Origin of the sequence: Leptolyngbya sp. AN10, assembly GCF_050565645.1 — a bacterium.
Classification (GTDB): Bacteria; Cyanobacteriota; Cyanobacteriia; order Leptolyngbyales; family Leptolyngbyaceae; genus Leptolyngbya.
This window is the reverse complement of sequence record NZ_JBNXVP010000001.1, coordinates 209141-233170: the sequence shown is the minus strand read 5'-3', so window position 1 is coordinate 233170 and position 24030 is coordinate 209141. Positions and strand designations below refer to the sequence as shown.

Annotated in this window: 28 protein-coding genes and 2 pseudogenes; 17 read left to right on the top strand and 13 right to left on the bottom strand. The window is 46.9% G+C overall.

All coding sequences use genetic code 11. The features are described 5' to 3' along the window. Positions 1-7: 7 nt before the first annotated feature. From ACQ4M5_RS01200 to ACQ4M5_RS01180, 5 genes and pseudogenes are all read left to right on the top strand, one after another. Positions 8-616 carry a cytochrome b/b6 domain-containing protein gene (locus ACQ4M5_RS01200; protein WP_430673776.1) on the top strand — a complete coding sequence of 203 codons (609 nt, stop codon included), beginning with the start codon at positions 8-10 and terminating at the stop codon, positions 614-616. 13 nt (positions 617-629) lie between these two features. Further along, on the top strand, positions 630-1331 hold the full coding sequence (locus ACQ4M5_RS01195; RefSeq protein WP_430673775.1) for a molybdopterin-dependent oxidoreductase: 702 nt from the start codon (positions 630-632) through the stop codon (positions 1329-1331). A 76-nt stretch (positions 1332-1407) separates the two neighbouring features. Next, complete coding sequence (locus ACQ4M5_RS01190) at positions 1408-2520, top strand: sensor histidine kinase (RefSeq protein WP_430673774.1); 1113 nt, start codon at positions 1408-1410, stop codon at positions 2518-2520. A 2-nt stretch (positions 2521-2522) separates the two neighbouring features. Then, complete coding sequence (locus tag ACQ4M5_RS01185; protein WP_430673773.1) at positions 2523-3200, top strand: response regulator transcription factor; 678 nt, start codon at positions 2523-2525, stop codon at positions 3198-3200. A 60-nt stretch (positions 3201-3260) separates the two neighbouring features. Then, a pseudogene (locus tag ACQ4M5_RS01180) lies at positions 3261-4028 on the top strand (IS1 family transposase). On the opposite strand, the gene ACQ4M5_RS01175 reads toward ACQ4M5_RS01180, so the two are convergent. Then, complete coding sequence (locus ACQ4M5_RS01175) at positions 3960-5453, bottom strand: ABC transporter permease (protein ID WP_430673772.1); 1494 nt, start codon at positions 5451-5453, stop codon at positions 3960-3962. The pseudogene ACQ4M5_RS01180 and the gene ACQ4M5_RS01175 sit on opposite strands and share 69 nt — an antisense overlap. Beyond that, the gene (locus ACQ4M5_RS01170) at positions 5453-6178 is read right to left on the bottom strand and encodes an ABC transporter ATP-binding protein (RefSeq protein ID WP_430673771.1); all 726 of its coding nucleotides are present in this window, start codon (positions 6176-6178) and stop codon (positions 5453-5455) included. Before ACQ4M5_RS01170 ends, ACQ4M5_RS01175 begins: the two co-directional genes overlap by 1 nt. A gap of 251 nt (positions 6179-6429) precedes the next feature. Here ACQ4M5_RS01170 and ACQ4M5_RS01165 point away from each other — a divergent pair, with 251 nt between their 5' ends. From ACQ4M5_RS01165 to ACQ4M5_RS01155, 3 genes are all read left to right on the top strand, one after another. Next, positions 6430-6852 carry a universal stress protein gene (locus ACQ4M5_RS01165; RefSeq protein ID WP_430673770.1) on the top strand — a complete coding sequence of 141 codons (423 nt, stop codon included), beginning with the start codon at positions 6430-6432 and terminating at the stop codon, positions 6850-6852. 270 nt (positions 6853-7122) lie between these two features. Next, on the top strand, positions 7123-7350 hold the full coding sequence (locus ACQ4M5_RS01160) for a hypothetical protein (RefSeq protein WP_430673769.1): 228 nt from the start codon (positions 7123-7125) through the stop codon (positions 7348-7350). Positions 7351-7374: 24 nt separating this feature from the next. Next, the gene (locus tag ACQ4M5_RS01155) at positions 7375-7671 is read left to right on the top strand and encodes a PIN domain-containing protein (protein WP_430673768.1); all 297 of its coding nucleotides are present in this window, start codon (positions 7375-7377) and stop codon (positions 7669-7671) included. A 7-nt stretch (positions 7672-7678) separates the two neighbouring features. Here the strand turns inward: ACQ4M5_RS01155 and ACQ4M5_RS01150 are convergent, their stop codons facing one another. Beyond that, positions 7679-8179 (bottom strand): universal stress protein, encoded by a 501-nt coding sequence (locus ACQ4M5_RS01150; protein ID WP_430673767.1) that lies wholly within the window; start codon positions 8177-8179, stop codon positions 7679-7681. A gap of 79 nt (positions 8180-8258) precedes the next feature. Here ACQ4M5_RS01150 and ACQ4M5_RS01145 point away from each other — a divergent pair, with 79 nt between their 5' ends. The 5 genes from ACQ4M5_RS01145 (at position 8259) to ACQ4M5_RS01125 (ending at position 12476) form a co-directional block, all read left to right on the top strand. After that, positions 8259-8798, top strand: coding sequence for a GNAT family N-acetyltransferase (locus tag ACQ4M5_RS01145; protein ID WP_430673766.1), 540 nt, complete (start codon positions 8259-8261; stop codon positions 8796-8798). Between the two features lie 99 nt (positions 8799-8897). Continuing rightward, complete coding sequence (locus ACQ4M5_RS01140) at positions 8898-9356, top strand: GNAT family N-acetyltransferase (RefSeq protein WP_430673765.1); 459 nt, start codon at positions 8898-8900, stop codon at positions 9354-9356. A gap of 248 nt (positions 9357-9604) precedes the next feature. Beyond that, positions 9605-11956, top strand: a complete 2352-nt coding sequence (locus tag ACQ4M5_RS01135; protein WP_430673764.1) for a response regulator — start codon at positions 9605-9607, stop codon at positions 11954-11956. A gap of 85 nt (positions 11957-12041) precedes the next feature. Further along, positions 12042-12275: a hypothetical protein gene (locus ACQ4M5_RS01130; protein ID WP_430673763.1), complete on the top strand. Its 234-nt coding sequence runs from the start codon at positions 12042-12044 to the stop codon at positions 12273-12275. 30 nt (positions 12276-12305) lie between these two features. Further along, positions 12306-12476 carry a hypothetical protein gene (locus tag ACQ4M5_RS01125; protein WP_430673762.1) on the top strand — a complete coding sequence of 57 codons (171 nt, stop codon included), beginning with the start codon at positions 12306-12308 and terminating at the stop codon, positions 12474-12476. A 142-nt stretch (positions 12477-12618) separates the two neighbouring features. Here the strand turns inward: ACQ4M5_RS01125 and ACQ4M5_RS01120 are convergent, their stop codons facing one another. Then, complete coding sequence (locus tag ACQ4M5_RS01120) at positions 12619-13155, bottom strand: universal stress protein (RefSeq protein ID WP_430673761.1); 537 nt, start codon at positions 13153-13155, stop codon at positions 12619-12621. Between the two features lie 489 nt (positions 13156-13644). Between ACQ4M5_RS01120 and ACQ4M5_RS01115 the strand changes: the two are divergent. Next, positions 13645-14163 (top strand): annotated as a pseudogene (locus ACQ4M5_RS01115) (universal stress protein). A gap of 8 nt (positions 14164-14171) precedes the next feature. After that, complete coding sequence (locus ACQ4M5_RS01110; RefSeq protein WP_430673760.1) at positions 14172-14702, top strand: hypothetical protein; 531 nt, start codon at positions 14172-14174, stop codon at positions 14700-14702. A gap of 169 nt (positions 14703-14871) precedes the next feature. Here ACQ4M5_RS01110 and ACQ4M5_RS01105 read toward each other — a convergent pair whose 3' ends face one another. Both ACQ4M5_RS01105 and ACQ4M5_RS01100 read right to left on the bottom strand, forming a co-directional pair. Then, complete coding sequence (locus tag ACQ4M5_RS01105) at positions 14872-15522, bottom strand: cation transporting ATPase C-terminal domain-containing protein (RefSeq protein WP_430673759.1); 651 nt, start codon at positions 15520-15522, stop codon at positions 14872-14874. A gap of 87 nt (positions 15523-15609) precedes the next feature. Then, entirely contained in the window at positions 15610-17292 is a 1683-nt protein-coding gene (locus tag ACQ4M5_RS01100; RefSeq protein WP_430673758.1) for an ISL3 family transposase, read from the bottom strand. Between the two features lie 36 nt (positions 17293-17328). On the opposite strand from ACQ4M5_RS01100, the gene ACQ4M5_RS01095 reads away from it, so the two are divergent. After that, a complete protein-coding gene (locus tag ACQ4M5_RS01095; RefSeq protein WP_430673757.1) occupies positions 17329-17472 on the top strand; it encodes a hypothetical protein in 144 nt (47 codons plus the stop codon). Here the strand turns inward: ACQ4M5_RS01095 and ACQ4M5_RS01090 are convergent. From ACQ4M5_RS01090 to ACQ4M5_RS01070, 5 genes are all read right to left on the bottom strand, one after another. Next, a complete protein-coding gene (locus ACQ4M5_RS01090; RefSeq protein WP_430673756.1) occupies positions 17426-18064 on the bottom strand; it encodes a catalase in 639 nt (212 codons plus the stop codon). The two genes, ACQ4M5_RS01095 and ACQ4M5_RS01090, sit on opposite strands and share 47 nt — an antisense overlap. A gap of 255 nt (positions 18065-18319) precedes the next feature. Further along, positions 18320-18952 (bottom strand): isochorismatase family protein, encoded by a 633-nt coding sequence (locus tag ACQ4M5_RS01085; RefSeq protein WP_430673755.1) that lies wholly within the window; start codon positions 18950-18952, stop codon positions 18320-18322. Between the two features lie 148 nt (positions 18953-19100). Continuing rightward, complete coding sequence (locus ACQ4M5_RS01080) at positions 19101-19766, bottom strand: helix-turn-helix domain-containing protein (protein WP_430673754.1); 666 nt, start codon at positions 19764-19766, stop codon at positions 19101-19103. Positions 19767-20188: 422 nt separating this feature from the next. Then, positions 20189-20419, bottom strand: coding sequence for a hypothetical protein (locus ACQ4M5_RS01075; protein WP_430673753.1), 231 nt, complete (start codon positions 20417-20419; stop codon positions 20189-20191). A gap of 64 nt (positions 20420-20483) precedes the next feature. Next, positions 20484-21026, bottom strand: coding sequence for a DsbA family protein (locus tag ACQ4M5_RS01070; RefSeq protein WP_430673752.1), 543 nt, complete (start codon positions 21024-21026; stop codon positions 20484-20486). Positions 21027-21240: 214 nt separating this feature from the next. Here ACQ4M5_RS01070 and ACQ4M5_RS01065 point away from each other — a divergent pair, with 214 nt between their 5' ends. Continuing rightward, entirely contained in the window at positions 21241-21696 is a 456-nt protein-coding gene (locus ACQ4M5_RS01065) for a DMT family transporter (RefSeq protein WP_430673751.1), read from the top strand. A gap of 206 nt (positions 21697-21902) precedes the next feature. On the opposite strand, the gene ACQ4M5_RS01060 is transcribed toward ACQ4M5_RS01065, so the two are convergent. Together ACQ4M5_RS01060 and ACQ4M5_RS01055 are read right to left on the bottom strand one after the other, a co-directional pair. Beyond that, positions 21903-22460: an antibiotic biosynthesis monooxygenase gene (locus tag ACQ4M5_RS01060; RefSeq protein WP_430673750.1), complete on the bottom strand. Its 558-nt coding sequence runs from the start codon at positions 22458-22460 to the stop codon at positions 21903-21905. Between the two features lie 7 nt (positions 22461-22467). Further along, complete coding sequence (locus tag ACQ4M5_RS01055) at positions 22468-24027, bottom strand: iron uptake porin (RefSeq protein WP_430673749.1); 1560 nt, start codon at positions 24025-24027, stop codon at positions 22468-22470. Positions 24028-24030 lie beyond the last annotated feature (3 nt).

The window sequence follows — 24030 nt, the reverse complement described above, 5'->3', positions numbered from 1 at the left end:
TTGTGATATGGATTCTGCTAAACCCGCAAAGCGTTCAAAATCTCCACCTATCCCCTCTCAAGCCCTGCTTGCTAAACTTTTCCACTGGACGAATCTAATCAGCTTGTTCATCATGCTTCTTAGTGGTCTGCAAATTTACAATGCAAACCCAGTTTTTGGTGGACGAGCAGGATGGCACTTTCCTAGTTTTCTAACGCTGGGTGGCTGGCTAGGGGGTGGACGGAATTGGCATTTTTCAGCTATGTGGATCTATTCGCTGAATCTTCTCTGGTATGGGCTTTACGTTGCGATTTCTCGCCGTTGGCAGCGGCGATATGCAAGTGGGAGTGACATTAAAGCACTGCGCGTGAGTCAGAATGTTAAACGAAAGAACTATGCGCTTCATCGGATTGTCTACACGCTGATCATTCCGATTCTGGTTTTGTCGATCGCATCCGGTCTAGCAATGTACAAGCCTGCTCAATTTCATGGGTTGTATAGTCTATTTGTCAATTGGCAAACCCTTCGCACAATTCACTTTATTACAGTTCCGATTGTCATTGCATTTACAGTTATACATTCGCTGCTGGCACTGAGAGTTGGCACAATCCGGCTTGTCCAATCTATATTCTTGTGAGGATCATTGAACAGTGTCTCAGTTCATCTCTCGTCGCCAATTACTCCAGTGGTCTGGATTCTCAGGGGCTAGCTTACTTCTCAGCAGTTGTGGTTCAAGTTTCGGGTCGCGTGAAGTTGGACAAGCCTTTGAACCCTTGAATCAAGTCACACAAGCTTTACTCTTAAGCCAGAAGCCTGTGCCTGAATTCTCTATCCAGCAAATTGAACCTGATAAACTGCTGATCAACACATTCGACCAGACCCCACAAATCGACCTCGCACAATATCGGCTCTCGATCGTGGGAGAAGTTAATCATCCGATGCAATTAAGCCTTGCCAATCTTCAATCCCTGCCATTTACCTCAATGGTGATCCAGCATGTCTGTGTAGAAGGATGGGCAGCGATCGTGCAATGGGGAGGAGTCCGACTTCAGGATTTATTGCGGCTGGTACAACCCAAATCAAATGCTCGGTACGTCTACTTTAAATCTGCTGATGGCTACTATGAAAGTTGGGATCTAGCTTCAGCAATGCACCCTCAAACCTTGATGGCATATCAGAAGAACGGACAGCCAATCCCTGTCGATAATGGTGCGCCTTTGCGGTTAGCTTCTCCGGTCAAATTAGGATACAAGCAAAGTAAATGGGTGACTCAAATCATGCTGACTCAGCAACTAATGCCCGAAAAAGGATATTGGGAAGATCAGGGGTATGAATGGTTTGGAGGATTGTAGAATAGATATCATTCAATACATTTTTGGGATTTCAGTTTAAGCTGAAGTTAATTCTCTCTAAACATGAGTAAAGTCGATGAATCCGCTGGGTCAGGTTTTAAATCGTGGGGGTCGGCGGCGGCGATGGCTTGATCCCGCCTCATTGCAGTTTCGGCTGATGGCAACTGTTGTCGTGATTTGCGCGATCGCGCTTGCGAGCTACAAACTGTTCAGTCATTGGAGCATTCAGACTGTTCTCATGATGTACTCAGATCAGTTGACTGAGGCGCAGTTTCTCATGATTGCAGAGCAGCTTGCTCGGCTGACTTTAATCGTCATCATCGGAATGGCACTCATCATTCTGGGAGGAATTTGGCTACTGCTGCGCCCCTTGCATCAATTGAAACACTGGGTTCAAATTACTACAACGACCGATCTTCAGCCTAATCCTTTCAATGTGCGACATACACCTAGCGAGATTCGCGTCTTAGCACAGGCATGGAATGAAACGCTGACCCAACGAGCCGGAATCAAACAGCAGCAGCGTCAATTTATTAGCAATGTGGCACATGAACTGCGATCGCCGTTGAGTGTTGTATATGGGTATCTTCAACGCACAGCCAAGCGCATTCCAATGTCTCCAACTCAACAAGAAAGCCTCGAAATGGCAACGGTAGAAGCTGAGCGAATGACCCTCATTCTGCAAGATTTGATTGATCTTGCAAGGGCAGAAAGTCTAGATGTCTCTCTCCCCAAAGAGCCGTTGATTCTGAATGAGTTTGTGCGGGACATCGCCAACATGACGGAAAAGTTTGATCATCCCAATCTCCAAACTGACATTGCACCCCTACCGATTCGAGTGCAAACGCATCGAGATTATCTGATGCAAGTCTTAGATCATCTGATTCAGAATGCTGTACGCCATTCTCAGCCAGATTCTCCTATCCTCATTCGACTCAAGCAGATGAACGATTCTGCGATCATTCAAGTCAGCGATCGCGGAGAAGGCATTCCTCAATCAGAACAAGCGTTAATTTTTGAACCCTTTCATCGCATTGACCCTTCTCGCAGTCGTGCAACTGGGGGAACGGGGCTAGGTCTTGCGATCGTCAAAATCCTGATTGAAAAAATGGGTGGTACGCTCTCCCTCGACTCTGAACCTGGCGTTGGCACAACCTTTACATTGACCTTACCGACGATAGGACGTTGAGCATGAGCATTCCAAAGATTTTGCTGGTCGAAGATGAAGTACAGCTTGCTAGATTTATTGCTTTAGAACTAGAGAGCGAAGGATATCAAGTGAGTGTTGCTCATGACGGAATGACCGGGTTAATGTTAGCTCGTGAAAACTTACCTGATCTAGCACTGCTCGATTGGATGCTTCCTGGACTGTCGGGTGTCGAACTTTGCCGTCGATTGAGAGCGACTGGATTTAAAGCACCAATTATTTTCTTGACTGCGAAAGACGAAGTAGAAGATCGTGTTGCTGGGTTGGATGCTGGAGCCGATGACTATGTGACCAAGCCGTTTAGTATTGAAGAGCTACTAGCAAGAGTTCGCGCTCATCTGCGTCGAAATCAAGAGGTAGACGAAGACACAGTGCAGTTTGAAGCATTAATGCTCAATCGAAAAACGCGAGAGGTCTATCGAGGATCTCGATCGATTACATTAACGGCAAAAGAGTTCGATTTACTGGACTACTTTTTGCGCCATCCTCGCCAAGTCCTAACCCGCGATCAAATTCTGGAAAATGTCTGGGGCTACGATTTTGTTGGAGACTCTAACATTGTTGAGGTCTATGTTCGGTATCTGCGCTTGAAACTAGAAGAAACTCAAGAATCCCGGCTGATTCATACTGTACGCGGAGTTGGCTATGCTTTGAGAGGATAGTGTTCTAGACCTGTGTATTCCATGCGAAAATAAAAGCGTTCTCTAGCTGTTCTTACCAATATGGTACTTGAACCCGTTTGCTATCCGAGTTGCAACAGTACAAACGTTGTGAAAAATGGTAAAAGTGATGAAGGTAAACAACGGTATCGGTGCCGTAATGCTGAGTGCTCTCGTCGTTCTTTTATTCGTGATTACAGCTACCGAGGGTACTTGCCCGAAGTCAAACAACAGATTAGTGATATGGCAGTGAATGGCAGTGGAATTCGAGATACAGCACGAGTGCTGAAAATCAGTTCAACGACGGTGGTTGAGGAATTAAAAAAAGATCGCCCGAATCGAACAAGTCAACACCGTGCTACTTCAACAGATGGCGAGTTCACCGACGAGTGCAATGGTGGTCAAAGTGGAAGACAGCGGAACTGGATAAGATGTGGAGTTTTGTGCAGTCTAAGCAACACAGCGTTGGTTGTGGCACGCAATCGAACATCGTACTGGTGCGGTACTGGCTTACGTTCTTGCCCCGCATGAAGATGTAGCACTCAAACAACTTCAGCAATTGCTTGCTTCATTTGCCATTGAGCGTTTCTACACCGATAGTTGGGGCGCATACTTGCCATTGTTAGACTCCCAAAAGCATACGATTGGTAAGAAGAACACGCAACGGATTGAGCGCTGATCTTTTGACACTCCGCACTCGAATCAAGCAGTTAGCTCGAAAAACGCTGCCTGCGGCACTGCGAAGCACACTGCTTTTCTCAGTCAATTTGGCTGCACGATGTGGTAATTGGATTGTTCATCAACCGCTATGAATTTGGTCGAGCAGCATGATAGTTCATCCACAGATCTAGAACATGATCGAAATTGCACATCAATCAGATAGCTAATCGAATCTTGAGAGTAGCGCCCGACGATCAACATTGCGATCGCTAAAGCAATTCCCACAATCGACAAAAGCGCCTGAATCGGTTTGCGTTCTAAATTCCTTAAAATAATTCGTCCCACAGGCGAGAGCAGTCCTTGTAAGCCTAGTTTCTCTATCAAAGTGCGACGAAAATGGGCTGGAGGCTCTGGACGCATCGCTTCAGCAGGAGGTAAGGCAACAGCATGTTTTACAGCAACAAAAGCGCCAATGATTGCAGCACTTGCACTAATTGCGATCGCGCCCAAAACCAATCCCAAACTAATCTGATAGTTCAAAAATGGAAAATGATAGTAGCGAACGTAAATACTTAACATTCCTGAACCCATCCAGAGTCCAACCCCTGTCCCAATCAACCCTCCCAGACAAACAATCACCAGGACTAATTTCAGAAAGTGCCATCCTACACTCCAATTACCATAGCCAAAGGCTTTGAGAATCGCAATTTGATCGCGTTGAGTACCAATCAATCGAGAAAGTAGAATATGCAATAAAAACGCCGCAATTCCCAGAAAAATGCTGGGGACAACGAGCGCATGAGTCTTGAGTTGACTGATTTCTTCAGAAATAAATTTAGTCGAAACTTGATCGGCTTGTTTATAGGCTCCAAATCCACCATAGGATTTCAGCAATTGGTCAAGTTGAAAAATAACACCGTCTGGATCTGCTCCTGGACTGAGGGAGAGAACGACATCATTAAATGCACCATCCAAATTAAAAGCAGTTGAGAGTGCTTTTCTCCCTATCCAAAACACCCCAAAGCGCTGATTATCCGGCAGCACATCACCCCCGCGAATTTCATACACATATTCTGGCGATAGTGCGATTCCGACAATGCTCAATCGTTGCCAACGCCCGTTAATAATTGCACCAATACGATCGCCAATTTTTAACTGATTCGCATTTGCAAATGCCTCACTAACGAGTACTTCTTCTGAACGCCCAGGCTCAAGATAGCGTCCTTGCCGAATATACAAATCATTGAGCATGGGGATGGATTGCTCTGGCACAGAGACAAGTCGCCCGATCGCAGGTTCTTTCCGCCCCGGAACATCCAACGTAACATCTACGACCACTCTCGATTGAACTTGAGCGACCCCTGGAATCGCTTGAATCTGTTCTATCAAGGGTTCAGGCGCACGTTTGAGTTGAGCAAAAACCTGAGCTAATCGATACTGCTGATAGTAAACAGACTGTGATGTGGCAAGAGATTGATAGGCACTGATCATGGTAATAAAGATCGCAACGCCACAGGCAACGACTAATGCGATCGCAATTACCTGACCTCGCATTTTCCACAGATCTCGCATCACTTTGTAATTCAGTGCATTCATTACCACTCCAGTTCTGATGGGACTAATTTATGTGCGTTATCTTGAATGTTCGTAATTTCTCCACTTCGCATCGTAATGATTCGATCTGCCATGCCTGCAATTCCGGCATTGTGGGTAATCACGGCAGTTGTTGTTCCTAGCTCTCGATTCACTTGTGCGAGTGCTTCTAACACTAGTTTTCCAGTTTGGAAGTCAAGCGCACCAGTCGGTTCATCACAAAGCAGGACTTCAGGACGTTTTGCGATCGCTCTAGCAATGGCAACTCGTTGTTGTTCCCCGCCGGACATCTGTGCTGGAAAATGATCCAAGCGATCGCTCAATCCCACTAGCTCCAAAGCTTTCTCAGGCTTCATTGGATGTCGAGCAATCTCGGTGACGAGTGCCACATTTTCCCGCGCTGTCAGGCTTGGAATCAAATTGTAGAACTGAAAAATAAATCCGACAGAATCCCGTCGAAATCGAGTGAGAACAGCATCATTTGCAAAGGTTAAATCCTGATTGCGAAAGTAGAAATGTCCGCTCGAAGGCAGATCTAAACCTCCTAAAATATTCAGCAAGGTTGATTTGCCGCTTCCAGACGGTCCCAACAGCACGACAAATTCGCTTTCATAGAGATCAAGATTCACCGATCGCAGGGCATGAACTTCTACTTCTCCCATTCGATACACTTTACTAATGCCTTCAACATGAAAAATTACAGGAGTCTTAGTCCGGGAGAGGTTCATAATGGTACAGATGACGATAGTGGTGAATGTGATCGACTAACCATACAGTTGAAATGCAGTCGCAATTCGCTGGAGCATCGGATGAATTTGAGGCTGCCGACATTGAACCAACATAGGCAAACGACTCGTTATTCTTCTCTAGTTGTAGGCAAAAAAGTTGAGGAACTTGTGAGGATATAAATCGCTTGTCCTCACAAGTTCCTCAACTTGCTGCATTATGATAAATTCTGTAGCAGGATAGGTAAAAATCAATGTTTCAAAGAATTTTAGTCGTGCTTGAAGAGGCTCAGTCTCGATCTTGTGTTTTTAATACAGCACTTCGATTCGCTCAAGCAAATCATGCTCATCTCTGTTTAGTAGATTTGCTAGAAGAAAATATGCGATCGCTAGCAGAAACTGCAAGAGATGCTGGCATCCGAGTTGAGATTTCAGAACTCGCTGAAAAGACCGATCGAGCCTTGATTAATACAGCAGAAAATTGGTATGCAGACTTAATTGTAATGGCTCATGCACTCCACCCAGTATTGATCCCACTGTTACCCTGTACCGTTCTAATTGTCCAGCAAGAAAATAATGGGACGATTTCAATGACGATGCAACTGAAATCACAAGCTCCAGATTTAGCCGTGAGACAGCGATTAGAGCGATCGCTTGAACTGATACCAAGTTCTTGAATACTGGGGCATCTGAGAGACTGTTATCAGAATTTCAGTCGATTTCGGGATTGCCAACATCAACAAAAACTGGGGTGGGCAGTGCAGCAAGCAGTCGCAGCGCGAACTTCAATATATGATTCGCAAGCAAGATCAGCAAGCAATTCTAGCAGGGAAGGAGCGCTGGAAGAAGATTCACAAAGCCATGCGAAACAATCCTAAACTGAAGCACAAGTTCCTCAAAATCTTTCCTCATAAATTAAGACAGAACGCAACAGGAGGTTAATGATTATGACTAGCTTCCAATCTACTATCCAAGCGGATGCTCCTTATTTTGTTCTAGCAACTGCACCTATTGATTCTTCAGCCGTTGCGGGTAGCTTTCTCGTGGTCTTTTGTCTATTTTTCTTAATCGCGAGTGTTGTTCATCGCCGAGATCAACGGGATGCAGAACAACTCGAAGCCGATCGAGAATTTCTAGAACACATCTGGCAGATGAATTCTAATCTTGAACGCTAAATTTAACTTTGCAGGGCTTCTTGGATGAAAAAAGTTTTTGTCCTTGATACGAATGTGCTGCTGCATGACCCAAATGCACTCTTCTGCTTTGAAGAACTCGATCGCTTTAAGAAGAATTCAGATATTACTGGACGTAATGCTCGTCATGTCTCTCGTACTTTAGATGCCTTACGAGAAAAGGGACATTTGATCGATGGGATTCCATTAGAGCAGGGTGGAACGTTGCGGGTTGCACTTTGTCAGAAAGAGACATTGCGATCGCTTCCTCGCAAGCTTCCTCGCAGATCGAAATTCTCACATTTCGATTCATTCACAACTTAACTTCGATTTAAGATACACTGCCGACTGTTGCAGGTTGCTCTTGAGTTTGAGCAATGCCTTGAATTGTCAACACATGACAAGGAGCATGATGCAAGACATAGTTACTGACACTTCCCAGCCAGAATTCTCGAAACCCACTCAAGCCACGTCGCCCAATCACGATTAAATCAGCATTCCAAGTCTTTGCTAAAGTACAAATCACTTTGCCTGGATCACCAATGTTTTGAGAGAATTCAGTCGAAATTCCTGCTTTGTCTGCTTGTTCTTTGAGCGATCGCAATTTTTCAATTCCTGCCTGCTCTCGTTCTTGCCAGCGTTTCAAATAGCTTTGTGTGATCGATTGTGGAATTCCGACATAAGGATCACTCGGATAGACTTCATCAAAAGGGGCAAGAGCGTGAAAGATCATCAATTCTGCTTGATTAGTTTTTGCGAGAGCAAGGGCTTGGCTAAAAATGATCGGAGTCGAGTCAGAATGATCGATCGCGACTAAGATTTTGTGGAACATGGAGAGAACCTCAACGGATTACGATACCTTAAGTTATAGAGACTAAATTTGAGAAACTTGTGAGGTTCAAGGTTTCACGATGAATATGAAGAGTGTTATCAGGAGCGAAACGGATGATGATGTCGAGGTCATCAGTGAAGTAACTGCTGCCGCATTTCAGACTTTGGAAATTAGTAACCACACTGAGCAATTTATTATCCAGGCACTTCGCACTGCTAAAGTTCTCGCGGTATCGCTCGTCGCAGAACTGGAGGGTCGTGTTGTCGGTCATATTGCCTTTTCACCCGTCATGATTTCGGATGGCACTCAGGACTGGTATGGTCTTGGACCTCTTTCGGTGTTACCAGCGTACCAGCGGCAGGGTATTGGTAAAGCGCTGATTCAGGAAGGACTGTCGCGACTGAAAGAACTGAATGCAAAAGGCTGTTGTCTTGTAGGACATCCGGAGTACTACAAGAAAGTCGGGTTTCAGAATATTGCGGGGCTTGTTTATGAAGGTGTGCGTCAGGAAGTTTTCTTTGCATTGTCTTTCGATGGGCATTATCCGCAGGGTACTGTTACTTTCCATGAGGGATTCAAAGCGGAGAATCCACAGGATGATGCAAGCAGGATTTCGTGAGGATTAGGAAGTTTTTGCGCGGCAGTTGCGGTCTTGTCTGTGTTACTAAGTGAGGAACTATTCTATTCTTAAGAGGATTGGTCAGGGAGAACACTTTGTATGTCCGAGTTCGACCTCGAAATAACGCTGCGCGAGATCACTAAGGAAAACTGGCGTGATGTCCTCCGCTTAAAAGTAGCCCCACACCAAGAGCAGTTCGTGGCATCGAACGCTGCGTCGATCGCAGAAGCGCATTTTAATCCAGAGGTTGCTTGGTTCCGTGCGATCTACGCTGGCGATGTGGCAGTTGGTTTTTTGATGTTAGAAGACAACGTAGCTCAGCAAGCGTACTTTCTGTGGCGGTTTATGATTGGTGAGCAATATCAAGGGCATGGGTACGGACGAAAGGCGCTGGAGTTGCTCTTCGCGTATGTCAAGACGCGCCCTGGAGCGGATGCGGTTGAGACAAGCTGTGTTCCAGCCAAAGGTGGTCCCGGTCCGTTCTACGAGAAGATGGGTTTTGTCTACACTGGAACAGAAGAAGAGGACGGCGAACTGTGTATGCGACGTGAATTGTGATCTAGAAATGGTGTGTGGGTAGCGATCTGGCACAAAGACAAACGATCGCGGAACCGCAGGCATCGTCCCCGTTACGAATCCCACCTCAACGACGATCTTCAAAGCACTCATCTCGCTCAACATTCCAAAAAAAGCTCTCGGCTTATGGTGGAGTAGATACTTTGTTAACGATTTGTAACCATTGTTCAACCCTAAAATTTAGACCTTCTAGACTGCAAAAAGGGAGTTCAGCAGTCGGGAAGCGTTCTATGAAAATTCTAGTCATTGAGGACGATGAATTAACGGCTCAGGCACTTACAACCATTCTCACCACTCACAATTATGTGGTTGAAACCGCAGGAACCGGAGCATCTGGATTAGCCCTCTTGGAGAGTTTTGAATACGATTTATTGATTCTAGATGTAGGCTTACCGGATCTCGACGGGATCGAACTCTGTCAGCAAATTCGCTCAAACTCGATCACGATTCCCATTTTGCTCCTAACGGCTCACGACAACCACCACGATCGAGCATTAGGCTTAGATGCTGGAGCCGATGATTACCTCGTTAAACCGTTTCATGAAGAAGAATTAGTTGCCCGAATTCGCGCCCTACTCAGACGTGCTAATGTTGCAGCCTCCCCGATACTCGAATGGGGAGCGTTACAACTCAATCCTAGCACTTGCGAAGTTCAATACCGCTCCACTCCACTCATTCTCACTCCCAAAGAATACGCGCTACTTGAACTGTTCCTCCGAAATGGACGACGTGTCTTCAGTTGTAGCAACATTCTGGAACACCTGTGGACTTATGAAGATACGCCCGGTGAAGAAGCCGTCAGAACTCACATTAAAGGGTTACGACAGAAGCTCAAATCCGCAGGTGCAGCGGCTGACCTCATCGAGACAGTTTATGGCATTGGATATCGTTTGAAACCACTGAGTTCAACGGACTCGACAAACCAGACAATCGCACAAGAACTAAGATCAAAACTTAGTGTCATTTGGAACACGCACAAGAACCGAGTAAATCAACAGATCGTTGTGATTGAGCAAGTCGCTTGTCAAGCAAATTTGGAACTCCAGGCACAGGCAGTTCAGCAAGCTCACACCTTAGCTGGCTCCTTAGGTTCACTTGGGTTTCCTGAAGGTTCAAAGCTAGCAAAAGAGATGGAATCCATCTTAGTAAAACCCGCTTTGAAGCCAAAAAACTTACAGCACCTGAGAGAACTCATTTCAAAATTGCGTCGGATCATTGATCTCCCTACATCGACTCATGATTCGATTTGCCCAGAGCCTAGTCCTATCGAGCTAAAGACTCATCAGCCTCTAATTTTGATTGTTTCACGCGATCGCGATTTCATTGAGCCGCTCCAAAAAGAAATCCCACTCTGGAGCTATCGAAGCACCACCGCTTCAACACCCAACAATGCCGCTAAGCTCTGTGAAAATGAATCCCCTAGTCTAGTTCTGCTCGATTTGGACTGCTTTGATTCGCTAGAAACAGGACTCGAATTACTTTCGTTATTTCAAAACTATTCTCCTGCTATTCCCACAATCGTCTTCACCGCTCAAAACGACCTCACTGAACGCATAGAAGTCGCTCGAAGAGGGGGACGATTGTTACTCGATCGAACCGCTTCAACCTCACAGATTCTTGAAGCGATCGCACAAGTCATGCGGCGCACTTCCCCCACTCAAGCGAGAGTACTTGTGGTCGATGATGATGTTGCATTACTAGAAGCATTAAGCACAGTGCTGCAACCCTGGGGATTGCAAGTCTTTACGCTGAACAATCCCCATCAGTTCTGGAACACATTGGAAGCCGTGAAACCTGATGTACTCGTTCTCGATCTAGAATTTCCTGACCTAAATGGGATTGAACTCTGCCAATTCGTTCGCAATGATTTGCGCTGGAATCAACTCCCGATCGTGGTTCTTACCGCTCATTCAGAATCCGAAACGATCGCTCAAGTCTTTGCAGCAGGAGCCGATGATTTTATTAGTAAACCAATTGTAGAAGCAGAGCTAGTCGCAAGACTGCTCAACCGATTAGACCGAGTGAAATTATTGCGGCAATTACTAGAAATTGATCCCCTCACAGGCGTAATGAATCGACAGAAGTCAACGCAAGATCTCGAAGCCTTCTTCAAATCGTCCGATCGATCTCAGCAACCGATTGCGATCGCGGTGATTGATGTCGATCATCTACGCGATGTGAATGCTCAGTACGGTCATGCAGCAGGCGATGCTGTGCTGCGGCAATTTGGGCATTTGCTCCGACAATCTTTCTGTAGTGAAGACGTAGTGGCACGATGGGGTGGCGAAGAATTTGTGATTGGCATGTATGGAATGACTCGTGAGGCAGGAGTACAGCGTCTCATTCAGGTGCTGGAACAAATTGATCACCAGGCGATGCTGATTGATACCGGAGAAACCGTTTCTGTGACCTTTAGTGCAGGAGTTGCTCAGTATCCTGAAGATGGCAAAGACCTCAAAACCTTGTATCGAGTTGCAGATTTAGCCCTGCGTCAAGCCAAACAATTGCGAGAAAAGGTCTACCCGCAGCGTTCAATGAGTTCGATTCTTCCCGCTGAGCCAGAAACTTCTTTGAAACCTTGATCCAACTTCCTCACAAGTTCCTCACAGTCTTTTCGTATCGTAAGACCAGAGCAAATTAGCTCGAATCAAAACAGGAGGGCAAAGTATGTCAACGATTGATAAACAACCCTTGGAAGAACAAGTGCGAGAAACCACCACTCAACAACGTCTGGATGAGGAATATCGTAATCAAACTGTTCATCGCCGAGCTGAAGATGCACTCGAAACGATGGCAGCCAATGACCTTGACCAAGCGACACGAGAAGCTGTGACGCAAGAGCGGCAACATGAAGAACAACTGCAAGAAAAAGCTCACCTGCGAGCCGCAAGTAACAGCTAGCTGACACCCTTTGATTTGAGGAGAAGTATTATGTCTAACCGCATTCAATCCACTTGGCAAACGATTAAAGCCATTCCAAACAATGTGCGGATGTTTATGTCTGAAGCAATGGTGCGGATTTTTGGTGTGAGTGATGATGACTATCCCGCAACAGGAGTACAACCCTTTGAAGGTGAGCCTGCGAAAGATAAGCATTTCTAGAATGTGAATCCAGTCGTTGAGTTGGGGTGAATTTGCCTCAACTCATTTCTTTTGAATCTCGATCGCACAAAGATCTCAAACCCTTCTTCAGAGCTAGAAGAAGGGTTTGGATTCAAACTCATGATGATGCGAGATCGCCACTTCAAGCGTAAGCAAATTCATTTTCTGCATCCTGTTCAGCCTTTAAGTCAGCAGGTTTCTGAATCACTAGCACTGAACAAATTGCATGATGCACCACATAGTTACTCACACTGCCTAGCATCACCTCCTGCAACCCAGAGCGCCCCCTCCGACCTATCAAAATCGCGTCTGCTTCCCAATCTTTTGCCATTTGACAAATCTCTTTGCCGGGACTGCCATAAGTAAGACAGTAATCCGCAGCAATATTTGACTGATGAGCTTGATGAACCATTGCCCGAAGTCGATCGAGATGTCGCTGCTCAAACTCTTGCCGTTCTTGTGCATAGCCTTGTATCAACTCCTGATAGACGGCTTCATCAACGACAAACCCAACATTTGTCAATGCGAATGGATAACTCGGAAAATCCTCTTCAGCAGAAGATAAAACATGGAAAAATCTAAGTTGAGCTTTCAAAGCTTCTGCCAGTGAGATTGCTTTCTCAATCACGAGATCACTCTGCTTAGATTCATCGATCGCAACTAGAATTTTATCGAACATAGAATATGATCCTCTGACCTCTAACTCCTCTGTTGTAAATCAAAGTTGTGAGAAACTTGTGAGGAATACCAATGCACGCAATGGTTTCTCAATGCAACAAAAATTCAAGCTCGTTGCGCTCTGAAGTGCTACTATATAAGCAGATTCGTAAAAAGTCTCCACTCCCAAAAGCCAGCAGTTCAACCGTCTACAGCGAGTGTCGATGTGTTAGCTAGCCCAAAGCCAAGCTCTGATTGTAGGCAGCTAGGAGTCGTAATACGAAATCCAATGTCTGAAGGTTATAGAGAAAACTTAAATTGAATAGTTCACCTGGCAAAGGGGATTGATTACGATCAATCTCCTCTGTTTTTGGATCAATTTGGATGGTTTTCCTAAACAGAATCTGTATTCCTCACAACTTCCCCAAGTTCTCACTGTATAACAAACATAGATGCTGAACAGCCAATGCAGGCTTGACACCACAATTCAGCTTTAGCTAGGAGTGCCCCTATGTTGAAAAAGATTCTCGTCGCTTTAGGTGATTCCGCAATGAGCGAAATCGTATTTGAACAAGCGCTCACGATCGCACGAGCCTTTAATGCTCACCTGATGATTCTGCATGTTCTAGCGGTCGATGAGGCTGGATTGCCGTTGCAGAATTTTTTACAGGGTGATAAGCCTATAAGCTTACGCTCCGGAAAACAACTTCAACAAGAATGGCAAACCTATCAAACAGAATGGCAAACTCGATTGCAGTCCTATGTGCAGCAGGCAGAAAGTGTGGGTGTCCCTGCTGAATTGTCGCAGAGCTATGGCACTCCTAGTCATGTCATTTGTGATTAGGATTGGGCTTGGAATGCCGAATTGATTGTACTCGGTCGGCAAGGACAAAGCCATGTTCCAGGCTGGATGATGGGAAGTGTGAGTGCTTATGTTACTCAACATACGACTTGCTCAGTCTACCTGGTGTCTGTTCAGCAAAAAACAGAATCGACTTCAATTCACGATCGTGAATTGACCGAAGTTTAATCCACGCTATGATGTCTCAACAATTCACCAAACTTGCGATCGCTCTCGTGCCTTGCGTTACTGAAGTTGTTATCGTTTCAGCAATGCAAGCTCAGCCTCCTACTTTAGCCACACTGAGCGATGGGAACTATCAAATCTGTACACAACCTCCTCCCAAAGATTGGCAGCAAGGTGAAGGAGTTTGTCTCGTTTTTCGCAAGCAGAATCAGCAAATTGAAGGGTACTATGGTTATCCGCACTCGGATGGCTTTGTCTGTCTACGCGGACTGTTGAATGACGGTCAAATTATCGGACAGGCTTATCTCGTGTCTTGGGAGGGGAGTCAATGGAGAAACCCTCCAAACAAAGCATTCTTTTGGGATGAAGAACAGCAACTTCAGTTAGCTCAAGGGAAAGTGATTGAGCAGAATCGCCAAGCTGAATCGCATCGAATTCTGTTCCAGAAGGCAACGTTGAACTTTCAATCCTTCTATCTATATCCCAAGCCGCAGATGACTTCTTCGCAACAACTGTGTGATTGGAGTTTTGCCCGATCGTGAAAGAGGCATACAAGTTTACTTTTTTAGCAACCCTAATGCGCGGCTCCCATAGGGTTTCTAACTTCTGCCCTTGCGTTTCTGACGATAGCCAATCACTTGATCGACTGCCTTTTCTATCCGCCCCCTGCCGATGGCTGATACCAATTGAGAATCACGACGACCGCTCCGCTTAGATACCAGTATTACGAAGGCTTGAGCGCTTGCGCGTCAGCCGTTTGCGAAACTCGTCCGCCATTAGAACAATCGGGGGGCAGACGAGTAACGCCAGCCAGTGGATCGGTTGCAAGGCAGTGGTAGAAAAAATCGATGCTAGGGGAGGAAGATAAATGATAGCGAAAATCAGCAGCCATTCTGCTGCAATGCCAAGCCAGATCAAGCGATTGCTGAAAAAGCCCAAGCGGAAGATCGATACTCGTTCTGAACGGCAAGCAAATACATTTCCCACTTGAGTCGCGACGATCGCAGCTAACGTCATCGTCATCGCTTGATAGTAAACCGTCATCGTTCTAGCATCCGCAGAATGCGTCACAATACTGGGTGTGATCGCTTGCAACTCGCTAAAGCTATAGCCCTGGGTAAACCACACGAAGAAAAATCCTGCCATCCCTAGCACCCCTTCGATTGGACCGAGAAAGCAGTAGGCTCGCATCAGCAATTCTCGATCGAGCAGTGGCTTCGATTTCTCGCGGGGCGGTTGCTGCATCGTTCCCATCTCAGGAACTTCCGCTCCCAATGCTAGAGCAAGCACCATGTCTGTTCCTAAATCAATTGCCAGAATTTGCAGAATCACCAACGCGGGCGGAATCTTGAACAACACCATGAACAGAAATGGGAAGAACTCCGGGACATTGGATGCCAAGATATACGGGCACTTGTCCACTTTTGGTGATCTAGTATTGAGAGGTAACTAACTTGTTAGCAAAAATCGCTGCTCTAGTAGCTTGATCCCTGCTCGACCATACATTTGCCGCTTGAGCAGTTTCAGGCGATTGATTTGTCCCTCAACAGGTCCGTTACTAATCGGCAGAGACATTGCTGCTTTTACTGCTTCATAGTCCTGCTGTAGTCCTTGACCAAATTTCTGAAAGGGCACAAGATCGCAGGTGTCTACTCGCTCCAACCAGGCATCAAATTGCTCAGATTGACGATGGCGAATCAATTTGCAAAAAGTCTCACTCAGATCGATCGCGGTTTTCAAAACTGGGGAATGCGCTCTCAACCTCTGAATGAGCCGTTTCTGTTCACGAGTGCGCTGTGTAGGATGTCGCATGACGATCCAAGTGGCTCGATTCGCGCTTAAAGGAGTCGCAGCCACTTTTGGCAAAGCCTTGCGTTTTGGCATACTAGCAACCGGGCGAACTGGAGATTGAGCGTTGAGATGCCCTGCTTCACGCAACCGATGAATATATCGGCTTAAGGTCCGTTCACTGCTCTTATAGCCTTGTCGTTTTAGTGCTCTGAATAATCCATGCGCCCGTTTGTGCTTCTGGAGATATTCAAGGATGAAGGTGCGGTAGGGTGCAGCCAGACTGTCTCCGTAGTCAGCACGTCGCTGCGGGTCAGCGAATTGAGGTTTACGCAGATCACGTTGAACCGTCCGAATTCCCAAACCAACCTGTTGAGCAATGGCAGCAGTAGACCATCCTTGCTCAAATAAACTCCAGATGGCTTGATGCTGCGCGCTACGCTTCTGCCAATGAGCAGAACCAATTGCTGCCTCAGTTTGGGGTTCAGATTCTGGCTTTGATACTAAGTTTGTCGGCATTTGATCAAGACTCGCAACCGTTTCTGAGCCAACGGACTTTGACTCAGGTTGTCCAACAGTCTTGAGTGCTTGAGTTTGAGTTCTCAAGACCTGCTCTAATACTTCTGCAAGATTCTGCATCAAGTGAAAACGGTCTGCAACTTGAGTAGCACTCGGTGCACCTGCTGTGATTCCACTTCGGTACGACGAGGAGCGATCTCGTGACACGATTTCGATACCTGGATACTGGCTCAACCATTGAGAAATTGGCTCAGCAGATCGTCCAGATAGTAGCGCAATCGGTCTATGGGTTTCTAAGTCCACAATAATCGTGCCGTAGCTGACGCACTTGCGAAAAGCAAAATCATCAACCCCCACAATCTTAGGCGTTGTAACCTGCGGAGGCGGTAAGCGCATTACCAATCGTAGTATGGTATTGCGGCTCACAGCACAATGCAACTTCTGACTCAATCTGATTCCGGCTGCACCTCCTAAGACCAAGCCGATTTCACTCAATTGAGTATTCAAGCGCTGAGTGCGTCGTGCCCAAGGTGCTGCGATCTGATGCAATCGCTCACTGAAGATCCGACGGGGACAGGAGGCGTTATCACAGAAGAATTTTCGCACTTCAAATTGCATCACCACCCGATAGTCTGCCCACGGTAAATCTCCAAGTGTTCGTTGATATCGGCTATGCACTCGAACTGCTTGCTGCTGACAAACCGGGCATAGTGCAAATGCTTGGGTTGAGCAAAGTTCAATTTGCACTTGCTTCTGAACGCGATCTAGTTCATAGTTCTGAATCTGTAGGTGTTCTGAGTCGGGAAGTAGGTCTAAAAGTTCCACGAATTATCTGAAGAGTTGCTTGCTCCATTCTAGCTAATGCTTCACCAAAAGTGGACAAGTGCCCAGCAAGCTCGTCAGGAAAAACGCTATGCAGAGAGCGACGCGATTCGCGATCGACTTCAAGCAGTTGGCATTACTCTTGTTGACCAACCGGATGGACAGACTCGCTGGTATCAGTAGAGCGTCCGCAGTCAAAGATTGACTTGCTGCGGCTTGGGCTGATGGTTGAACCAAAAAGAACGAGTTTGGAAACATTACAGTCAACGAGTTGAACAGTTAAAGAGGCATTGGGCGACCCATACAAGAACAAAACAATCCCTTTCTGAGTGCGAATAAAGTCGCTGAACTTCATCGGGTCACGCACAAAGAAGACGGGTGTATTGTTGCCGACAAGATCCCAATTGCCCTCTTCAGTGTAGAACTTCACCGCAAAGCCGCGCACATCTCGTTCTGCATCCGCAGCACCCCGCTCTCCAGCCACCGTAGAGAATCGCGCCAAGACTTCGGTTTGCTTGCCAATTTCAGAGAATAACGTTGCTCTAGTGTATTGGGTAATATCCTGAGTCACAGTGAATGTGCCGTATGCACCTGAGCCTTTCGCGTGAACGACTCGCTCCGGAATCCACTCTCGATTGAAGTGCGCCATCTTCTCAACAAGGTAGAAGTCTTGCATCAATAGCGGACCTCGTTCTCCGGCAGTTAAAGAATTCTGATTATCGCTGACTGGAATTCCTGCATCGGTTGTCAGTCTCTCTTTCGGTGTTTCGGGCATCGTATTTCATCCTTCTCATTTAGAGATGAATCATTGAACTGTTTCAGCCTTTTCAAAAACTCTACTCACACCCTTACCAGGCAGCGCTCGCAGCATGAACTGCCGTTACTGATTGCTGTCTCGCTTCTTCACCAATATTCAAATTCTGGTTTTGGTCAGGATCGAGAAATAGAGCGATCTCCACGCGGACTGCTATCGATGTGCAAAAAATGGGACATCGTTGATTTGGTGAATAAAAACGGTACAGACTTGGAACTAAGATTTTCGGTGAGCCATACCAGCAAGGACATAGCCAAAATTTGGTAGACGATCGGCAAAGATTTGTCCCATTCCGGGTGCAGTGGGAAGCGTCCAATCTTTCTGCAACTCAGCCGCGATCGCAATCGTATTGACGCATTTCACGCCTGCTTGAGTCATTCGTGCGATCGCAGCAGCTTGTGTGGTCGTGTTCCAGGTTCCAGACGCATCAATCACAGCGTAAACATCGTAGCCCGCACCCACAGCAGAAATCGCTGGAAATGCTAAGCAAACATCAGTGGTGACTCCTGCCATGATTAGCTTTCTGCGTCCGGTTTGTTCGACTGCTTGCACAAAAGCTGGATCATTCCAGGCGTTGATAATAACGCGATCAACGATCGGAACGCCCGGAAGTGCCTGAATCAGTTCAGGAAACAGCGGACCATTCGCACCATTTGGATTACTGGTGGTAAGAATCGTGGGCAAGTTGAACAGCTTTGCAACTTCTGCTAAATACAAGGCGTTATTCTTCAGATTGACCGGATCAATATCCGTTACTCCGAAAAGCATTGTCCCAACTTGATGATCGATCAGCAGCATGGCTGCATTGCTCGGAGTCAGTTGCTCAAAAAACTTGGGGTCAGTGACCATAACTTTTGTTCCTCATTGAAACGGAGAATGAAGCGAAACAGGAGCAAAATCCGAACTTCTAAAAGGTATTAAAGACAGTTATCCGAGTAAAGTCTTTCCTTTTCCTGCTCGAAAATTGCCGATTCTTGCGATCGTTCAAGCAGATTCGTTACTGTTGCTCCCGATAAGCTTTGGGAGACGTATGCACATACTGGCGAAATACAGTCGAGAAGCGGCTCTGATGGCAGAAACCTGTGAGATAAGCAATTTCTGCGATCGGGAGATTCGTCGTTTTGAGTAATTGCTTGGCGCGTTCTAGGCGTTGATGGACAATGTAACAGTGAGGCGTGAGTCCGATCGAGTGTTTGAATAAGCGAATGAAATGATAGGGACTCATCTGAACTAATCGAGCCAGGGTGTCAATGCACAATTCCTCATCTAAGTGGGCATGGATGTACTCGATCGCAACTTGCAGCTTAGACTGTCCTCCCCGAATCTCTGGCAGCACAAAGGAAGTATTTGAGTAGTAGCGCAGGAGGTGCGCCGCCAGCATCGTTGCCGCAGCATCAGCGTAGAGTGCGTCTACGACACTGGGGTTTAGAACCGCAGACTTGAGAACCAAACCTAACTGCTGAATCAACGGATCTTGCGGACGAAAAGCGGGAAGAATTTCGAGCCGCTCTGGATCAATCCAATCGTGAGCGAAACTAGCAACGAATTCAGGTTCGAGATAGAGATGAAACACTTGAGCCGAAGTCAGCGTCCGAATAGTTCGCTGCACACCAGCAGGATTGATCCAAAACACATCTCCAGGGGCAAAACAGCCCTTTTCCATTTTGTGATCGATGACACGCTCTACTTTGGCAGGTGTACCAAGAGTGAAGTACCCCACCGCCTATGCGGATGGGGCTTCCAGTTTCATCGGTCAAAGCCACTTTCGGGAGTTCCCAATCCTGGTCTTACTTGTCCTCCGGAGGTTTGGTACACGCGCTGTGACCCTGACTCCCGTAGCAGATTGCTCCGCTACCCTGGCAGACTCCCTGCTTCCCAAGGAGTTTGATTGTGATTCGACAAACGCATCTTGGATTTACGGAAATCTCCAACCAGCGGACTTGTTTCTTCCCCCTTTCTCATGCTCGTTGCAGGGCTAAAAGCCTTTTGTTGTCAGCCATGTGGGCGGGTCAACGACCAATACAACTTTACCAGATTTTCTTGCTTCGTTGGTGAGAGATTGCGCCCTCGATCGAGGGCGCATCGCTATCCATCCCCATCGCATAGGCGGATGGGGAATTCCGCGAGTTCGTTAAGGCTAATAACGTGCTTCGAGAAAGTATGCTCTGGGGCTTCACAAAGCGGAATTTGGTAGTTAGCAACTTGAATCTGTTTCCAGTTCAATCGAATACTGCTGACTTGCGCGGTGTCGGGCATGACTTGAAGCAACTCTTGCTCTTGAGTGGGATCAATGATCAAAGAAGACTGCTTCAGCATAATCAAGCCCTAATTCGGTGTAAACGCTTACCCCTCCTATGATTGAGCCAGGAGTTGAGCGACCTCAACGAGATACCTGTTCACAGATCGCACTTCTCAGTGCAGAATGTTGCCAATCACCTGTAAACCGCAATCCATTGATGAAAAATGTGGGCGTGCAAATCACTCCACTTTTCTCACCACTTTCGCAATCGCGTCGAACACGCGGAACATACACATCGCTGGACATCTCCCGCAAAAAGCGATTGATATCTAATTCCAGTGCTACGGCGTGTTCAATCAGACTAGCATCATCAAAGCAGTGACGATGCCTCATCAAGCGATCGTGCATTTCCCAAAATTTGCCCTGTGCGCCTGCGGCTTCGGCAGCTTCGGCAGCGTGTTGAGCAGTCGGGTGACGATCCAGGCAGGGAAAATGACGAAACACAAAGCAAACTGGAGCGAACTGCATTTGAATCGATTGGATCAACTCGTATGCCTCAACACAGTTGACACAGGCATAATCGCCATATTCCACAAGCGTCACGCTGGCTTCAGACCCTCCTTGGCAATGGTCTTCGGCTTGAACGGGTGGAATGAGTTGAAACCTGGGTTCGGCGTGGGACATTGAGCGCTCCTCGCGATCCAATGCAACTGATGTTTACTGTACGCGAAACTTTCAGTTTTGTGATTCTCAAAAATCGTAGACTTTAACCTAGCAAATCAGCTAGGTAGCGATTTTTTTGACAATCTGCGAGAATGCAGTTCTGTCGAATCAACACCACTTGGCTCACGCTCGCATCGCTTCATTACACACCAAGTCGAATCGGAGTCTTCACAGTATGAATGGACGAACGACCTATCTTCTTGCTGCCCTTGCAGGTGGAGCAATTCTACCTGTCCAAGTCGCTTTGAATACGCTGCTGAGGCGGTATGTGGGTGAACCGATGCAGGTGACGTTTATTTCGTATCTGGCAGGAACCTTAACCTCGCTTGTGGTTTGTTTTGCGGCACGATATCCGATGCCTGCTTCGAGCGCACTGATGCAGACTTCTTGGTGGATGTGGATCGGCGGATGTTTGGGAACGCTGTACGTTTGGTCTACGATTTTTGCGACCCCAAGAATTGGAGCCGCGCTTGCACTGGCACTGACGATCGCAGGTCAGATGATTGCTGCCTTGTTTCTCGATCATTTTGGTGCGATCGGGCTTGCAAAATACCCAGCGAGTCCGATTCGGATTGCAGGCGTTGTATTTGTCATCTTGGGCGTTTCGTTAGTCTCAGTTGCAAAGCGATAATTGAGACTAACGAAACGCGATTTTCTTTAGCACCGATCGCGAAGAGATCGCAATTCTTCGCTAAGGTGAGGGTAGCAATTCAATGAGACCCACTGATATCCGGGAGCTTTGGCGGAAAGCTTGAAGAAGAGATATTTGCGGACGATCTGGTAACACCTTCTTTGGACAACTGTCTTTCAATACTGCGATCTTGTCTTGTGGTTTTTCTAAGATGGGTATAGCCATCCCTTAAACAGTCGCGTAACCTGCGGCATAACAATCCATGTCATTAGTGGCATCATAATACTGATGCTGACTAGCGTTGCTAGCCAAGCGGGTAGAGTGCTGGTAATCGGTCGAAGCAAGGTTGGTAAGATTGAAATCATGGGGTAGATTCCGATCGCACTGACGATCGCAGTTTTCCACTTCGGGGGTGGTGCAACGTTGGGCGCTTCAGGTAAGGCAAACCAAGCCTCTAAGCCATTGACCCGCGATACTTGAGGCGTTTCTGTGAGCGCATCGGCTCGTGCGATCCAACCCTGGCAGATCGAAGAGACTTCCCATTCCTGCAAGTGAATCAGTGTATCAAATCGCATGATCAATTGCCATTCGCCTCGTCGATTCTTGGGATGCAAAACTTCGCTTCCTAAGTAGCCCGGAAACGTACTAGCGGCTAGAGTGACACCGCGAACGGCTGCCTCAAAATCAGCTTCATATCCGGGTTTAACTCGACGAGCGATAGCAACGACAGCAGGCGCAGAATGATTAGAAGGGAGTTCTTTCATAGTGATGTTAGAAAGTAAAAACAGTGCGGAGAGTTCCAGTCACGATCGTTCCATTACTACTCTGATTCGCTGAATGGGTAATCACCTGAATGAACGGAGTGAGTCGAATGCTGTTCGTTAGCGGAATGTTATAGAACGCTTCGAGATTGGTCTGTGTCGCGTTTCCTATTTCTGTCAAAATGAAAGGCTGAACGATTCCGAGTCCAGCTAAATCGCCTTTCGCAAACAAGTTCTGAAGAGAAACTCCGGCAGACCAGTAACTAGGGCGAATGTTGCCGACGGTCGTATCAGGATAGGAAGCATACCCATAGCGACCAAAGATTCCAATCTGTGGCGTAATTGCCCAATCAAAGTTTGCTCCTAGCGCCTGAAAATTACTGCCTAAGACCTTGCCGCCGCTATATTGCAATCGGACGGTTAGCGATCGCGTGGGTGCATACTCTAGTTCCACAACTCCCATGTAAGGATCGCCAAACAATCCCCCTCGCGCACCGCCGCCAGCGATCGGAAAGAGGCGAATGTCTCCAGGACTGCCGCCACCGATGAATCGCTGATTTTCGGGCAAGTTTTCCTCCGCACTACTCGCAATATAAACTGCGCGAAGGCTTAAAGCACCTTGATTGGGCTTCCAGTCGATCGCGGCTCCTGCCCCTCCAGGTCTCGGCAACAGCACGAAATTATTGATCAGAGATTGAGTTGAGAAATCTCGGAAGCTAATATTCGCGAATCGGTTTTTGTCGATGAAATCACCCGCTACCATTCTTGCACCTACAGTCACGCTCAGGTCTTGACTGGGTGTAAAGGTGTAGTACAAACGAGCAAGCGAAAGCTGTGAAGTGCCAGGAATCGCAAAATCGGGTGTACTGCCTAGATTGGGTTCTAACAATCCAGCCGCATTATCGTTGATGCCTGGACTCGCAGAAAGTAACCGCAGCTTTAACAAATCAGTGCCCTTGAAACTGGTATTGAGATCGAAGCTGAGACGATAGAGAACGGTTGGATTGAGTTGATCACGAGTGACGATCGCGCCTCTTGGACTAATGATACGCTCTCCCGAAAATCCGCCTGCATTCACCGCCAAAATTGCTTGTCCTGATAGTCGTGTTGTGGTTGAAAATTGCTGAGATTCTAGATTCGGAGTCCGAGCTTCTAACCGCTCAACTCGGTTTTGCAATGCCATCAGTTCAGCCGCAAATTCTGACCGAAGGCGTTGTAGAGCGATTAAACTCTCATTCGTTAATCCGTTTATGGATTGGATGCGATTCAAGCAGGTGTTGAGTGCAACAGCAAATTCTTGACGTGAGAGCGGCTGTTCGCCCCTGAAGCGTCGATCGAGATCGCCTGTGATGCACTGATATTGTTCGATTAGCGATCGTACTGCTAAATATGCCCAGCTTGACGGAAGAACATCGGACAATTGATCAACCGAGGTAAGCGCTTCTGATTGAGAAGATTCTGACGAGGCAACAGTCGGAACATCAGAGATAGTTTGAGCAAAGGCAAATGAGCGAGTGAGCCAAAGCCACAATCCCAAGAGTATTACGACGTGAATCCCTAGTTGCTTCATTTT